The organism is Polynucleobacter sp. TSB-Sco08W16, assembly GCF_018687455.1.
In the GTDB taxonomy this organism is placed as follows: domain Bacteria; phylum Pseudomonadota; class Gammaproteobacteria; order Burkholderiales; family Burkholderiaceae; genus Polynucleobacter.
The window spans coordinates 1,385,867-1,401,433 of the sequence record NZ_CP061291.1 but is presented as its reverse complement, the minus strand read 5'-3'; the positions used below and the strand labels follow the sequence as shown (position 1 = coordinate 1,401,433).

General features: G+C 47.1%; 14 protein-coding genes and 1 other RNA gene. 7 read left to right on the top strand and 8 right to left on the bottom strand.

Going from position 1 to position 15,567, the window contains the following annotated elements; translation table 11 throughout:
- Position 1: 1 nt before the first annotated feature.
- The 4 genes from FD961_RS06945 to FD961_RS06930 all read right to left on the bottom strand — a co-directional run bounded on the left by FD961_RS06945 (position 2) and on the right by FD961_RS06930 (position 4,253).
- Positions 2-979 (bottom strand): D-2-hydroxyacid dehydrogenase family protein, encoded by a 978-nt coding sequence (locus tag FD961_RS06945; protein ID WP_215393224.1) that lies wholly within the window; start codon positions 977-979, stop codon positions 2-4.
- A gap of 22 nt (positions 980-1,001) precedes the next feature.
- Entirely contained in the window at positions 1,002-2,375 is a 1,374-nt protein-coding gene (locus FD961_RS06940; protein ID WP_215393223.1) for an MmgE/PrpD family protein, read from the bottom strand.
- Positions 2,376-2,408: 33 nt separating this feature from the next.
- The gene (locus tag FD961_RS06935) at positions 2,409-3,401 is read right to left on the bottom strand and encodes a tripartite tricarboxylate transporter substrate binding protein (RefSeq protein WP_215393222.1); all 993 of its coding nucleotides are present in this window, start codon (positions 3,399-3,401) and stop codon (positions 2,409-2,411) included.
- Between the two features lie 81 nt (positions 3,402-3,482).
- On the bottom strand, positions 3,483-4,253 hold the full coding sequence (locus FD961_RS06930; RefSeq protein ID WP_215393221.1) for a sulfurtransferase: 771 nt from the start codon (positions 4,251-4,253) through the stop codon (positions 3,483-3,485).
- Positions 4,254-4,341: 88 nt separating this feature from the next.
- Between FD961_RS06930 and FD961_RS06925 the strand changes: the two genes are divergently transcribed.
- From FD961_RS06925 to FD961_RS06910, 4 genes are read left to right on the top strand one after another with little or no spacing between them, the layout of a single operon-like run.
- Positions 4,342-5,343 (top strand): tripartite tricarboxylate transporter substrate binding protein, encoded by a 1,002-nt coding sequence (locus FD961_RS06925; protein WP_215393220.1) that lies wholly within the window; start codon positions 4,342-4,344, stop codon positions 5,341-5,343.
- A gap of 9 nt (positions 5,344-5,352) precedes the next feature.
- Positions 5,353-5,904, top strand: a complete 552-nt coding sequence (locus FD961_RS06920; RefSeq protein ID WP_071465276.1) for a carboxymuconolactone decarboxylase family protein — start codon at positions 5,353-5,355, stop codon at positions 5,902-5,904.
- A 22-nt stretch (positions 5,905-5,926) separates the two neighbouring features.
- On the top strand, positions 5,927-6,781 hold the full coding sequence (locus FD961_RS06915; RefSeq protein WP_215393219.1) for a pirin family protein: 855 nt from the start codon (positions 5,927-5,929) through the stop codon (positions 6,779-6,781).
- Between the two features lie 14 nt (positions 6,782-6,795).
- Entirely contained in the window at positions 6,796-7,962 is a 1,167-nt protein-coding gene (locus FD961_RS06910; protein ID WP_215394393.1) for a class I SAM-dependent methyltransferase, read from the top strand.
- Positions 7,963-7,998: 36 nt separating this feature from the next.
- On the opposite strand, the gene ssrA is transcribed toward FD961_RS06910, so the two are convergent.
- From ssrA to ompA, 4 genes are all read right to left on the bottom strand, one after another.
- Positions 7,999-8,357, bottom strand: a transfer-messenger RNA (tmRNA) gene (gene ssrA / locus FD961_RS06905).
- A gap of 63 nt (positions 8,358-8,420) precedes the next feature.
- Positions 8,421-9,101, bottom strand: coding sequence for an HAD family hydrolase (locus FD961_RS06900; RefSeq protein ID WP_215393218.1), 681 nt, complete (start codon positions 9,099-9,101; stop codon positions 8,421-8,423).
- Between the two features lie 8 nt (positions 9,102-9,109).
- Positions 9,110-9,799: a bifunctional 2-polyprenyl-6-hydroxyphenol methylase/3-demethylubiquinol 3-O-methyltransferase UbiG gene (gene ubiG, locus FD961_RS06895; RefSeq protein ID WP_215393217.1), complete on the bottom strand. Its 690-nt coding sequence runs from the start codon at positions 9,797-9,799 to the stop codon at positions 9,110-9,112.
- A gap of 92 nt (positions 9,800-9,891) precedes the next feature.
- Positions 9,892-10,464, bottom strand: a complete 573-nt coding sequence (gene ompA / locus FD961_RS06890) for an outer membrane protein OmpA (protein WP_215393216.1) — start codon at positions 10,462-10,464, stop codon at positions 9,892-9,894.
- A gap of 159 nt (positions 10,465-10,623) precedes the next feature.
- Here ompA and gyrA point away from each other — a divergent pair, with 159 nt between their 5' ends.
- The 3 genes from gyrA to pheA are packed head-to-tail and all read left to right on the top strand — an operon-like array spanning position 10,624 to position 15,538.
- Complete coding sequence (gene gyrA / locus FD961_RS06885) at positions 10,624-13,335, top strand: DNA gyrase subunit A (protein ID WP_215393215.1); 2,712 nt, start codon at positions 10,624-10,626, stop codon at positions 13,333-13,335.
- Positions 13,336-13,361: 26 nt separating this feature from the next.
- Positions 13,362-14,459, top strand: a complete 1,098-nt coding sequence (gene serC, locus FD961_RS06880; RefSeq protein WP_215393214.1) for a 3-phosphoserine/phosphohydroxythreonine transaminase — start codon at positions 13,362-13,364, stop codon at positions 14,457-14,459.
- On the top strand, positions 14,459-15,538 hold the full coding sequence (gene pheA / locus FD961_RS06875) for a prephenate dehydratase (RefSeq protein WP_215393213.1): 1,080 nt from the start codon (positions 14,459-14,461) through the stop codon (positions 15,536-15,538). The genes serC and pheA overlap by 1 nt, the downstream gene beginning before the upstream one ends.
- The last annotated feature ends 29 nt before the right edge of the window (positions 15,539-15,567 follow it).

Sequence of the window (15,567 nt, the reverse complement as noted above, 5' to 3'; positions counted from 1 at the left end):
ATTACTGTGGCTTAAAGGGGTGAGGTGCAGGTTTGTTATCGAGCCATGCTTCTAGTGCTTCCGTAATGCCTTTTGAGAATGCCTCAAAAATGGGCTCAGCGATAAAGCCTAAATGCGGAGTCACCAAAAGATTGGGGGTGTTGCGCAAAGGATCATTTTCTGGAAGCGGCTCAACATCAAATACATCGACTGCTGCCTGACTTGGTTTTCCGGCTTTCAGAGCCTTTTGAAGATCGGTCATATTGATTAATGCAGCACGGGAGGTGTTGATCAAGATGGAATCGGGTCGCATCAGTGCTAATTGATCAGCGCTAATGATTCCTTTGGTTCCAGGACCAGCTACGAGATGCATCGAGACAACCTTAGAGGTAGAAAGTAACTCATCTAAGCTCACTGATTTTGCATTCTCTGCAGCAGCACGCTCAGGGGTCATACGAGGGCTCCAAGCCACTACCTCCATGCCAAAGGCGGCGCCAACACGCGCAACGCGACTACCAATAGCACCTAGACCCATGATGCCTAAGCGCTCACCAGAGAGCATCGGCAGAAGAGACAGCTCATCTCGCCAACCACCAGAGGCAATCAATTTATTTTCTTCAATGAGTCGCTTGGATGCGCCAAGGATTAATGCCCAAGTGAGCTCTGCAGTGGTTTCTTTAGAGGGACCCCCAGGTGAGCAGGCCATTGGAATATTGCGTGATACCAAAGCTGCTGCATCTAGAGTGCCGTTGCGCTCACCAGTAAACATTAAAAATTTGAGCTTTGGTAAGCGGGCAATCATCGCTTCATTGAGAGGCGCGCGATCACGCACGATAGCGATAGCGTCTGCATCTTTGATGACCTCATAGAGCGCTTCATCACGCAGCGGCTCATGATGAAAGCTTAGGTTTGCTTGCTTTTCTAATTTTTCCCAATTGGAGAAGCGACGCAGGGCGCGTTCGTAATCTCCGAGAATGACGATGTTTGGTAATGAAGCCATTGATATTTACTCTTTTTTAAATTTAGTCAGGTGTGCAAAGGCTTAGGATCCGCTTAAGATCGGCTGCTTGACCTAATTTCCATAAAGCAGAAATCAGTTGACGGGTTTTCTCTTTGCCAATGATAGGCTCAGCCAAGCTAGTGAACTTCTGCTCTAAATTGGCATCGCTCATTGGGTTTTCAACGGAACCAATCGCATTCTTCACAAAGATATGAACTTCTTTGCCATCATTTAAGAAGGCTTTAACGTCAACTGAAGCTTCGCTAATAGAGGTATCGGTTGTGGCATTTACTTTTGCGCGTAAGGCAACAACATCGGGGCGGTTCACGATGTCATCAGCGTATTCACCTTCACCTGCTTGACCAAAAATTAAGCCAACAGCGCAGCCGTGATACACACTAAATTTACCTTCGAGACCATCCTTAGGTGTTTTCTTGCCAGTGAGTTCAAGTACGAGTGGATGTGCACGTAATTCAATACGCTCAACATCTTCTGCCTTAACTCCTTGGGCGCGTAATTGTGCGCAAGCATCAATTGCTGGGTGGATCACGATACCGCAAGCAAAAGGTTTGTAGGTATTTAAAGAAATCTCAAATGATTTTCCGAGGGCGCGATCAATTTCAGTCCAGTCACATTTTGTGGAAACGGTTTGCATATAACCGCGACCTGCTTCGAGTGCTTTAGGGCTGGCTGTGAAGCCATGCTTAGCCAACATTGCCGAGAGTTGACCGGCACGTGCTGCGCCACCTGGGTGGAAAGGTTTGGTCATCGTGCCAAACTGTTCACGCATACCAACTGGCTGTGAAGCAGCAATGCCTAAGGCCATAGTTGTTTTTTGTAGGTCAAGACCCATCATGCGAGAGCAAGCTGCAGCTGATCCCAGCATTCCGGTGGAGCCAGTGATGTGCCAGCCACGGTGATAGTGGTCAGGGTACATCGCATTGCCAACACGACAGGCAACATCAATACCCAAAATGAGGGAGTCGATGATTTGACGACCATTTGCATTGATATGCTCACCTAATGCCAAGATGGCTGAAGCCACTGGGCCTGCAGGATGAATCACTGTTTTGAGGTGTGTGTCATCAAAGTCAAAGGTGTGAGAGCTAATGCCATTGATGAGGGCAGCGCCGCCCATGTCCACTTTGTCTTTGCGACCAAGAATGCTAGCTTGGGCAGCAGGTTGAAATTCACGAATGGCAGCCAAAGAGGATTCAACGCTTTCATGGTTGGCTGCGCCAATGGCGCAACCCAACCAATTCAAAAATGTGCGATGGGCCTCATGATCTACTTCTGGAGTCCAGCCTTGGCTTGGATGTGAGGTAACAAACTCTGCCAGAATTTTTGTAACTGGTGGCGCGTTGAGATCGGCTGCTGCGGCAATTGCGTGGGACATATATTTTCCTAGTCTGATTTCTTAATGGGTGATTTATTCAATTTCAATATGGCGATCTTTAGCGACCTTAGTCCAGCGCGCAATATCTTCTTTGATGTAATTGTTAAATTGTTGTGGAGTCATTGGCATCACAGTCATGGCTTCACTTGCCATTTTTTCTGCAAATTCTGGGCTTGCAAGTACCTTGTTCAACTCCGCATTGATCTTGGTGACGATCGGTTCAGGGAGGTTAGCGGGCCCTGCAATGCCATACCATTGCTGACCATCAAATCCTGGATAACCCAATTCTTTAAAAGTGGGCACGTTGGGTTCGGTAGGGCTGCGCTTTTGACCGGTTACAGCTAAGGCCCTAACCCGACCAGTTTGAATATAAGGAATGGCTGCGAATAAAGTTGGGAACATGGCGTCAGTTTGACCGCCAATGATGTCGGTAAAGGCAGGTGCAATTCCACGGTAGGGTACATGAACCATAAAAATACCGGACGCCATCTTGAATTGCTCCATGCCTAAGTGGGTAAGCGTTCCAGGGCCCGAGCTGCCGTAGCTTAATTTAGCAGGATTCTTTTTGGCGTACGCAACAAACTCTGCTAAATTTTTTGCAGGAACTTTGTTGTTGACGATGAGTACGTTTGGAGTAGCGCCAATCATGCCAATCGGTGTGAAGTCTTTCACGGCATCGTAATTGAGTTTACGCACTGCAGGATTGGTTCCATGGGTGCCCACATATGCAATCATGAGTGTGTAGCCATCAGGTGCTGCCTTAGCGGTTGTTTGTGCTGCAATTGCACCACCACCACCAGATAAGTTATCAACAATGACGCTTTGACCCAATCCTTTGGATAGTCGCTCAGCTACAGCACGTGCGATGTTATCTAAACCTCCGCCAGCGGATACTGGGGCAATTAAGCGAATGGTTTTAGTTGGATAGGCGCTCTGGGCGCTGACAAAATGACTAGTCAGAGCTGAAACAGCAAAGATCACAAAGGATAAAAAAATCGGCGCGTGCCGATGAATAATTTTAGACATGTCTCAAGTCCAGTTTGTTGTTAGTTATTTATGTAATACAGCTTCGAGATTTTACTATTTATGGCAGATATTGGGCTTATCTCACCCGGTTTTGAGCTTTTTCCGAATAGAGTGCTCCACAGGGATGGAGGCTAGATTGGGCTCCAAAGCTTCTCGCTCATCAAAGACAAAGCAGCTGCCCTGATAGTGTGCAGAACCCACTTCCTCGAAGTACTTAAGGATGCCTCCCTCTAGCTGATAGCTGTGCTCCATGCCGATTTCTCGCATGTAGAGCCCTGATTTCTCACAGCGAATGCCGCCCGTGCAAAAGCTCACCAGGGTTTTATCGGCCAATGCTTCTTTGTGTGCTGAAATCGCCGCCGGAAATTCAGTGAACTTTTCAATATTGAAATGCAAGGCGTTTTCAAAGGTGCCATAGTCCACTTCAAATGCATTGCGGGTATCAACCATGACTACGGGGCGACCCAAGTCATCGGTTCCACGATCTAGCCACTCTTGTAATTTTTTGGGTGAAATGAAATTGGCCCGACCTTTCTCAGGCTGAATGGTCGGGTGGTTCATGCGAATGATTTCATTCTTGAGCTTGATGAGCATTTTTTTGAAAGGCTGATCGTCCGACCAGCTTTCTTTTGCCTGCAGCGGAGCAAACCGCTCATCTGTACGAAGCCAATCTAGAAAGCCGCGTAACTCATCTGCCTTGCCTGCCAGAAACAAATTGATGCCTTCACCGGTGAGTAAGATGGTGCCTTTTAAGCCCCTAGAATTGCATTCTTCGAGCATTTTGGTGCGCAGATTTGGCAGCTCATCTAGGCTGACAAATAAATAGGCGGCAATGTTCAGAATCGACTTCATGTTTTCTCTCTTCAAGCTACCCCTGCATTATCGAGCAAATGGCCCATGGGGGTGGTAATCTTGAGGTCTTATTCAAAGGAGACAATCGATGCTGGATCTCGCAAAAATGGCCAAAAGAGCCCTGTTTCTCGTTTTATTAACGCTTGGGCTAAGTAGCCTTGTTTTAGCTCAAACAACAGGGACTGGCGCTTGGCCGACCCAAAAACCCATTCGTTTAATTGCTGTTTTCCCACCTGGGGGATCAGTTGATCAAGTGGCCCGTATTTTGGCTCCTGCTTTGCAGTCTGAATTAAAGCAAAACGTCATCGTGGAAAACGTGGGTGGCGCATCAGGGGTGATTGGAACTTCTGCAATGACTCGCTCCGATCCTGATGGTTACACCTTTGCGGTAGTTTTTGATACTCACGGTGTTAATCCAAGCTTAAAAGATAAGCTTCCCTACGACACCATCAAAGACATTGCCCCAATCATTTTGGTGGGGACTTCACCTATGGTGCTCGTTGCCAGTAAAAAATCCGGTATCACCAGTTTTAAGCAGTTAGTCGAACTCTCTAAAACAGGCAAGCAATTTAGCTATGGTTCAATCGGTATTGGTAGCTTAGGTCACCTTGCGATGGCGCGTTTAGCTAAGCAAGCCGGCTTTGATTGGAATCACATTCCTTATCGTGGTGGCGGCCCCTTGATGCAGGACGTATTGGGTGGCCAAGTTGAGTTAGCGGTAGGCTCTGAGTTTTTGGTGAAACCTCATATTGAGAGTGGCGGCGTTATTCCTTTGGTCATTACTACTGCTAAACGATCACCAGCATTGCCAAATGTTCCAACCATTGCAGAGAGTGGCTTCCCAGGCTTCAGCGCACCAGCATGGTGGGCAGTACTGGCTCCAGGCAAGACGCCTCCTGCATTAGTTGATGCGATGAATAAAGCATTGAATAAGGTATTAAAAAATCCTGCGGTTGCTGCGAAGTTCAAGGCGCAGGGAATTGAAATTATTGGTGGCCCTCCAGATACATTGCGCGACTTTATTGGCAAGCAAATTGCTATCTGGGGTAAGTTCGTCATTGAAAACAATATTAAAGAAACTGCTCAATAGAAAGTATTTATGTCAGAACGTTTAATTCCTTACCAGCCAATGGATTTGGCTGAGCCTGCTGAGTTAGTGGCTGCGATTCGTCAAAGACGCGGCGGTCAATTTATCAACCTAGATCGCATGCTATTGCATAGTGTGCCGATTGCCGAAGGCTGGAATCATTTTATTGGTGAGATTCGCAATAATCTGTCCTTGGACCCTAAGCTAAGGGAGTTGGCAATGTGTGGTGTTGCTGTTTTAAATGGCGCTGAATATGAATTCTTTCATCATGCGCCTCCGTTTAAAAAGGCTGGCGGCACCGAAGAGCAAGTTCAGGCTTTGCGTTTAATTGGGCAAGCATCTTTCCCTAAAAATCTCTTCTCTCAAGTGGAGAATGATGCTGCTGATCTGACTTTTCAGATGACCCGCAATATCAAAGTTGACCCTGAGTTAATGAAGCGCTTACAAAAAGAGTTGGGTAGCACCGATACAGTCGAGCTGGTAACGGTGATTGCTGCATACAACATGGTGTCTCGTTTCTTAATCGCTTTGGATGTCAATCCAGAAGATCATCCACCGGCTTAATTGGAAGATCAATCGTCTATCAATGATCCGCAACATACAAGCTGTTATTCCTGGCATTGCAACCTCTGATGGCGCCGGCGTAAAACTACGCCGTAGTCTAGGAGGTCAGCAGCAGGTGAGGCTAGATCCTTTCTTGATGCTTGATGAGTTTTCATCGAATGATCCCAATGATTATGTGGCGGGCTTTCCAGCTCATCCCCATCGTGGCTTTGAGACAGTGACTTATATGCTGGAAGGCCACATGTTGCATGAGGATCATTTAGGCAATCAAGGACATCTGAAATCTGGTGGAGTGCAATGGATGACAGCTGGGCGCGGCATCATTCATTCTGAGATGCCCCAGCAGGTTAGCGGAGCAATGCGCGGCTTTCAGTTGTGGATTAATTTGCCTGCAATAGAAAAGATGAAGACGCCTGGCTATAAAGACATTCAGGTAGAAGATATTCCAAGCACCACTTTGGCCAATGGCGGATCAGTCAAAGTCATAGCAGGCTCTTATCTAAATGATGGTGCGAGTGTTCGGGGTCCTATCCAAGGAATTACGACTGCCCCATTATTTCTGGATGTGCATTTACCTTCCGGCGGTGAATTTGAGCATCGCATTCCTAAGGAATTGAATGCATTTGTCTATATCTATGAGGGTGGATTAGAAATTGGTGGTCCAATGCGGGCTGTACCTAAGCAGGCAGCTATTGTTTTGGGTGACGGGGATCTTTTGAAGGCTAAAGCAGGCGTTGATGGAGCGCAATTCATCGTACTCGCAGCATTACCCCTGCATGAACCTATCGTTCAGTATGGTCCCTTTGTGATGAACACCCGCGCTGAAATTGAGCAGGCAATTGACGATTATCAAAACAATCGCTTTGTGACTACTTGAATGATGAATTCGTGATGATCAATTGGGACGAAGGCGGTCAATCTTGCTCTGCCAAATGGCATTCTGAAAATGGCATTGCCCCACACAAAAAAATCCAGATTGGTGATGATACGCTGACGGCTGATGAAGCCTATAGATTAGCCTGCGAGGGCACAGCAATTCTCTATAGAGGTGACTTTCAGAATGCTCGCCAACTACTGCAGGCTTTAGTAAGAAGGGTGGATAAGCCTTCCAAGAAATCTAAGCGAGCAGATAAGAATACAAAAGCTGAATCAGTAATAAAGAAAAGTCTTCTCGATACATTTAATCTACATCGGCTTTCTCAGTCGCAACGAGCTCGAATTCTGGGGATGTTGCTTATTCAAGTTAACGCAGATCACACTATTTCACTGAGGCGTGCTCCGGATGTAACGCAAGCCTGTCTTGAGGCTTATGGTCATCAGACCGAATCGTATGTGATTTCATTGCGAGAATTGCTCGGCGTGATAAGCGCTCATGAATGGCGCAAGAAGGGCGTGCCCATCCTGGCGAGGGATGATGAAGAGATTCGCATTCATCCGCACTATGGTGTTTTTTCACCTGTTCGTGGTGAATATATCGAGCTGGTTCTCAAAGCGCCATTGCCAGCTGCATTGAAACAAAGTTCTACAGCATTTGATATTGGCGTTGGTTCGGGCGTCTTATCGGTAGTGCTGGCTGCGCGAGAAATTGACAAGATTGTGGCAACCGATTTAGACGATCGGGCGATAACCTGTGCACGAGACAACATTGATCGCTTAGACTTAAATGCTTACGTGGAAATACTGAAAGCGAATTTATTCCCTGAAGGAAAAGCAGCGCTAGTTATTTGTAACCCACCTTGGTTGCCAGCACGACCAAGTTCGTCTTTAGAGCATGCAGTCTACGACCCCGATAGTCAGATGCTCAAGGGTTTCCTTGGAGGGCTCAGGGAGCATTTGCTGCCTAATGGTGAGGGCTGGCTAATTCTGTCGGATTTAGCAGAGTACTTAGGTTTGCGCACTAGAGAAGAGTTGCTTTCTTGGATTGAGACTGCAGGACTGAAAGTGCTAGCTCGATTGGATACCAAGCCGCAGCATCCAAAAGCGTTTGATAGAGCGGATGCGCTGCATGCCGCAAGAGCCAAAGAAATCACTTCTTTGTGGCGTTTGGCTGCTATATAAAAAACCCCTCTAAAAATCAGAGGGGTTTGCTTTAATTGGTGGAGTCGGCGGGAATCGAACCCGCGTCCGCAAATCCTCCACAACAAGTTCTACATACTTAGTCATATCGTTTGATTTAATCAGTTAGGCACGGACTGACACGTTCCTTGCTGACGATTCACTAGGTTTTCGAATCATTCCCCGTGACATGAAATGATCTTATCTCTTGTAAATGACCCTGATCTAGCTTTCGCTAGCTGACCCAAGAGAGAATCAGTTCAGGGGCAACCGCAATTAAGCGGCTAGTGCGAAACGTTCGTCGTTTGCAGTTATTACATTCCCATTGATTTACGAGATAACGGGTCCTCGGTATGCCCTTGATGCTTTGTAATCCACGTCGAAACCATGTCGACCCCAGAGTTCATGCATTGGAAACCCTATTTTAAAGCTGCCAGCCTTAAATTGTTGAATATCTTTGCTTATCCCTTGCTGGGGAAGATGATTTGCAATAAATCAAGCGGAGCGTGGATGATGAAATCAGCCCCCCAGGCCTCTGGAGGCTCTTTACAGCCACAATAGCCATAGGCTGCTGCGACCGTTTGCATGCCAGCAGCTTTGCCCGCCAAAACGTCTCTAATGTCGTCGCCCACATAAAGTGATTTTGTGGGATCAATGTTGGCCTCTCTGGCGGCATGCAGAATAGGCTCAGGATGTGGTTTTGAGTGTGGCGTAGTGTCGCCAGAAACGGTTGAAGCAGATCTTTGGCTTAAGCCCAGCAAATCTACTAATGGGTTCGTAAAGCGCTTGCTCTTATTGGTCACTATTCCCCAGGGAAGGTTGGCTTGATCCATTTGATCGAGCAAATGATCCATATCGTCGAATAACTTGCTCTCCACCAATAAGGCTTTTTCATAATTAGCAAAAAACTCATCGCGCAAGGGGATGAAATCCGGATGATCTGGAGCGATGCCAAACGCGCCTTCGAGTAAGCCGCGTGCACCTGCAGAAGCATGAGGGCGAAGCAGTTGGTAGGGTTTAGGCTCTAAATTACGAGCAATGAGCAGTAGATTGGTAGCGGCAACTAAATCCGGCGCTGTATCAGCTAATGTGCCATCTAGATCAAAAAAGACACCATGGTATGGGCTTGATAAGTTAGTCATGCTTTGGTTTATTTCCGCACCGCAATCATGTAGTTCACATCTACATCATCATTCAAGCTATACACCTGAGTCAGTGGGTTATAGCTGAGCCCTTTCATGCCCATCATCTCTAATCCCGCATTGCGAGTGAACGCGACCAATTCAGAGGGTTTGATGAATTTTTTATATTCGTGAGTGCCTTTTGGTAGCAACCTGAGGATGTACTCGGCGCCAATAATGGCAAATAAGTAGGACTTTGGGCTGCGATTGAGGGTGCTAAAAAAGAGTGTGCCGCCCGGTTTACAGAGTTTGGCGCAGGCGCGCACTACTGAAGCGGGATCAGGGACATGCTCAAGCATTTCCATGCAAGTCACAACATCGTATTGCTCAGGTTGCTCATTGGCCAAATCTTCTGCTGAGATTGAGCGATAAGTCAGTTTTGCACCTACCTCTAACGCATGCAGTTCTGCAACTTTGAGTGCTTTTTCAGATAAATCGATCCCGGTAGTTTCAGCACCGGATTGAGCAATCGATTCCGCCAGAATGCCGCCACCGCAACCAATATCAACTACTTTTTTACCCTCTAGATTGACGATGGATTTAATCCAATTGAGACGCAATGGGTTGATTGCATGCAAAGGCTTGAACTCGCTGTTGGGATCCCACCAGCGATGGGCTAGGGCGCTAAATTTGGCGATTTCAGATTGATCAACGTTCATATTGGATAAGCAAAGAGCTAATGTAGGAATTGATGAATATAGCGGAAATAAAAAAGCCCGCTAGAAGCGGGCTTTTTTACAAGTAAAAAGAATTACTTAGCTGCTGTACCAACAACTTCGATATCAGTACGGCGGTTCTTAGCGCGGCCTTCAGCAGTTGCATTTGATGCAACTGGATTGCTCTTGCCTTTTGATTCTGTGTAGATGCGGCTACCGTCAACACCCTTGCTTACGAGGTATGTTTTAACGGATTGTGCACGACGTTGACCGAGAGCCATGTTGTAAGCATCTGTACCAACGCTATCAGTGTTACCAACAGCGATGATTACTTCCAACTTGATCTTGCTCAAATCAGCAGCGATCTTGTCCAAAGTAGCTTTACCTTCTGGTTTCAAATCAGACTTGTTGAAGTCATAAAGTGTGTCAGCTTGCAAAGTGATTTTGCTTTGGCTAACGCCAGCAGCAGCAGCACCTTGAGTCAACGCGCCATCGCAACCTTTAGCTGCAGTTGCAGGTGTCCAGTTGTTATCACGCCAGCACAATGTGCCGTCGCCGTTTTTCCAGTTTAGGGCGCCGTCGCCGTTTTGCCAGTTATCAGAAGCCATCGCTGCAGTAGCAGAAACGGTAATAACAGAAGCGAGCAACACTTTTAGGGTTTTGTTCATTTTTAGTCCTCAAAAATCTCTTTTTTAATTAAAGTCAAACTTAAATGTAATTCGCCCTACCTTGAAACAAATACTGCAAAGCGACACATCTCAATTTCGTACAAACTGACAGAATCTTAGCATAGCGCCCCTCTGTCATCAAAATGATATTATTTCTAGATGGAACAAGCCGCTAAAGAAACACTACCAATATCCCTCGAAGACGAAATGCGGCGGTCCTATTTGGACTACGCAATGAGCGTCATCGTCGGCAGAGCCCTGCCAGACGTGCGTGATGGCCTCAAACCGGTTCACCGCCGGGTCTTATTTGCGATGTATGAATTAAACAACGATTGGAACCGAGCTTACAAAAAATCTGCCCGTATAGTTGGCGATGTAATCGGTAAATACCACCCGCACGGTGATTCTGCGGTGTATGACACGATCGTTCGGATGGCCCAGGACTTCTCCCTGCGCTATATGCTGGTTGATGGGCAGGGTAACTTTGGCTCCGTAGACGGCGATAACGCTGCTGCGATGCGGTATACCGAGATCCGCCTACGCAAGATAGCTCATGAGCTTTTGGCTGATTTAGACAAGGAAACCGTTGATTTCGGGCCAAATTACGACGGTAGCGAGAAAGAACCCCTGATTTTGCCGGCCAAAGTGCCGAATTTGCTGATTAATGGCAGTTCTGGCATTGCTGTAGGCATGGCAACCAATATCCCTCCCCATAACCTGGACGAGGTGATTTCTGCCTGTTTACACGTGTTGCACAACCCAGAATGCTCGATCGATGAGTTGATTGAGATCATTCCAGCACCAGATTTCCCGACCGCCGGCATTATTTATGGCGTTCAAGGTGTTCGCGAGGGCTATCGCACTGGCCGTGGCCGCGTAGTGATGCGTGCCAAGACCCACTTTGAAGACATTGACAAGGGTTCACGTCAAGCCATCATCGTTGATGAGTTGCCATATCAAGTTAACAAAAAGAACTTGCTCGAGCGCATTGCCGAGTTAGTGAACGAGAAAAAAGTTGAAGGTATTTCCGATTTACGTGATGAATCAGATAAGTCGGGTATGCGCGTTGTCATTGAACTTAAGCGTGGTGAAGTGCCCGAAGTAGTTCTGAATAATTTATATAAGAGCACTCAGCTACAAGATAACTTTGGTATGAACATGGTGGCGCTGGTGGATAACCAGCCACGCTTGTTGAACCTGAAGCAGATGTTGGAGTACTTCTTACAGCATCGTCGTGAAGTGGTTACACGTCGCACGATTTTTGAATTACGCAAAGCGCGTGAGCGTGGTCACGTTTTAGAAGGTTTAGCAGTTGCGTTAGCAAACATCGACGAGTTCATTGCGATTATCAAAGCCGCTGCTAACCCAGTTATTGCCAAACAAGAGTTGATGGGCAAAGCTTGGGATTCATCGATGGTGCGTGAGATGTTGGCACGCGCTGAGACTGATACGCCAGGCGGCCGTAACGCCTATCGTCCAGAAGGTTTGCTGCCTGAATACGGTATGCAGACAACCGGCCTGTATCGCCTCTCTGATAGTCAGGCGCAAGAAATTTTGCAGATGCGCTTGCAACGCTTGACTGGCCTTGAGCAAGACAAGATTGTTAATGAATATAAAGAAGTGATGGCAGAGATTTCTGACTTGCTCGATTTATTAGCTAAGCCAGAGCGTGTTACTTCTGTAATTGAAAGTGAGCTCAAAGAAGTTCAGTCGGAGTTTGGTGCCGCTGGTAGTGATAACGGTCGCCGTTCATTTATTGAAATGAATGCAACCGAACTCTTCACGGAAGATTTGATCACGCCTCAAGATATGGTGGTCACACTTTCTCATACTGGTTATATGAAGAGTCAACCGCTCAGCGAATACCGCGCACAAAAACGCGGTGGTCGTGGCAAGCAAGCGGCAGCAACAAAAGATGAAGACTGGATTGATACTTTATTCGTAGCGAATACGCACGATGCAATTTTGTGCTTCTCCGATCGCGGTCGAATGTATTGGCTCAAAGTTTGGGAAGTACCGCAAGGAAGTCGTACTTCTCGCGGCAAACCAATCGTGAATATGTTCCCGCTGATCGAAGGCGAAAAGATTACTGTGATTCTCCCGATTAAAGGGTATCAAGATGATCAGTACGTCTTTATGGCAACTAGCCTTGGAACGGTTAAGAAGACCCGTTTGTCTGATTTCTCTAATCCACGTAAGGCCGGCATTATTGCAGTTGACCTGAACGAGGGCGACTTCTTGGTTGGCGCAGCTATTACCGATGGTCAGCATGATGTGATGTTGTTCTCTGATGCTGGTAAAGCAGTGCGTTTTGATGAGAATGATGTTCGTCCAATGGGCCGTACCGCACGTGGTGTTCGTGGTATGAATTTAGGTGAAGGTCACCAAGTAATTGCGATGCTCGTAGCTCCAGCAGAAGCTGCCGAAGGCGCTGAAGCGGCAGTAGTAGATGCGAATGGTATTGCGATTCCAAGTAGCGTCTTGACTGCTACCGAAAATGGTTACGGAAAACGTACGCCAATTGCTGAATACACGCGACATGGCCGTGGTACTAAGGGCATGATTGCGATTCAGACTACAGAGCGTAACGGCAAAGTCGTTGCAGCCTCTTTAGTTTCACCAGAAGATCAAATTATGTTGATCACAACTGGTGGTGTCTTGGTTCGCACACGCGTTTCTGAAATCCGTGAGATGGGTCGCGCCACTCAAGGCGTTACTTTGATTAACGTTGATGAAGGCACTCGTTTATCTGGTTTACAACGAATTGCAGAGAGTGATTCGGATGACGATGGTGTTGATGAAGCAGAAGATGGTGATGCATCTGCAGATCCAGCGACTGATTCCAATTCTGATGCGGCAGGTGACGCTTAAGGCGTCATCACAAGACTAGTAACGCTATGACTTTTGACCGCCGCATCTTCAATTTCGCTGCGGGGCCTGCTACTTTGCCTGAAGAGGTATTGAAGCAGGCTGCTGATGAAATGCTCAATTGGCGTGGACTCGGTACGAGCGTGATGGAGATTAGTCACCGCAGTAAAGAATTCATGGAAGTGTACGAAGAGACTTTGCAGGATCTACGTACCTTGATGAATATCCCCGATACCTACGAGATCTTGCTACTACAAGGTGGTGGTCTTGGTCAGAATGCGGCGATCCCAATGAACTTAATGCCTTTGGCCAAGAATGGCCCTAAGGCGGATTACATTGTTACTGGCATATGGTCTGAGAAGTCCTTCAAAGAAGCGCAAAAGTACGGCACTGCTAATTTGGTGGCATCTTCTGCTGCTGAAAAATTCAACACAATTCCTCCAAGAAGTTCTTGGAAACTATCGAATGATGCAGCCTATGTTCTCTACTGCGCTAATGAAACTATTGGCGGTGTTGAGTTTTCAGATGTGCCAAATGTTGGCGATGTTCCTTTAGTGGCGGATATTTCTAGCAATATTCTTTCTAAAGAGATGGATGTGAATCAGTGTGCTGTTTGGTTTGGTGGCGCGCAAAAGAATATTGGACCCTCTGGCGTGACGATTGTGATTGTTCGCAAAGATTTGCTGGGCCATAGCATGGGTATCACGCCGACGATTTGGGATTGGTCAGTTCAGGCCAACACCCAATCCATGATCAATACGCCCCCTACATTCTCAATCTACATGGCTGGCTTGGGCTTTAAATGGTTGCTCAAGCAGGGTGGCGTTAAAGCAATGGAGAAACGCAACCAAGAAAAGGCCGCTTTGCTTTACAACTTCTTAGATCAAAGCAGTCTGTATGAAAATCGCGTTACTAAAGAATATCGCTCACGCATGAACGTGACTTTCTTCTTAAAAGATGAGAACCTAAACGCAGAATTTCTGGCACAGTCCAATGCTGCTGGTTTGGTTGCCTTACGCGGCCACAAAGCTGCAGGTGGAATGCGCGCCAGTATTTACAACGCAATGCCCATTGAAGGCGTAAAAGCCTTGGTTGAATTTATGCGCGACTTTGAAAGGCGGGCTTAATGAGTACTGAAGAACAGCGCTTAGCTCCCTTGCGGGAAAAGATTGACTCACTAGATGCGCAAATTTTAGATTTACTGACTCAGCGTGCAAAAGCTGCGCAGGAAGTCGGTCATGTCAAGGGTGGTTTTTCCTCGCCAGTATTTCGTCCTGAGCGTGAGCGTCAAGTCGTTGCCCGTTTACAAGCAATCAATGCAGGCCCTTTATTGCCTGATGGTATTGCAGCCATTTGGCGTGAAGTCATGTCTGCATGCAGAGCTTTAGAGGCTCGTCAAACCATTGCGTACCTAGGTCCAGTAGGAACCTTTTCTGAGCAAGCTGCGCAAACGTATTTTGGACATTCCATTGCAGGTTTGCCTTGTGCAAGCCTCGATGAGGTATTTAAGGCAGTAGAGAAGGGCGCCGCACAATTTGGCGTTGTTCCTGTTGAGAACTCCAGTGAGGGCGCAATCTCTCGCACACTGGATTTGCTTCTAGATTCTTCTATGCGTATCAGTGGCGAAGTTGTTCTACCGATTCGTCATCACCTCTTAACCAAGAGCGGCAATTTAGATGGTGTCACAACTGTTTGCGCTCATGCTCAAGCATTGGCGCAGTGCCAGCAATGGTTAAGCATCCATGCCCCACAATTAAAGCGTCAAGCAGTCAGCAGCAATGCTGAGGCTGCTCGTATGGCGGCAAGCGACCCAACACTGGCTGCAATTGCTGGCGATCCTGCGCAGGAAGCCTACGGTCTCCAAGCAGTTGCTGCACAGATCCAAGATGATCCCCATAACCGCACACGTTTCGTAGTTGTTGGTAACTATGCATGCTCATCTACCGGCAAAGATCAAACTTCTTTAGTGCTCTCTGTAGATAACCAGCCTGGTGCTGTGCATCGCTTATTAGCACCTTTGGCTAAACATGGTGTGTCGATGAATCGCTTTGAGTCACGCCCTGCTCGTAAGGGTACTTGGGAATATCACTTCTATATCGATATTGCCGGGCATTCTGATGATGCGAAAGTGGTGAAGGCTTTGGAAGAACTCAAAGAGGTTGCCGCGTTCTATAAGAACCTGGGCTCCTATCCTCATTCGGTGTAACTAATCGCGCAATAGATTTAGCAACAAGA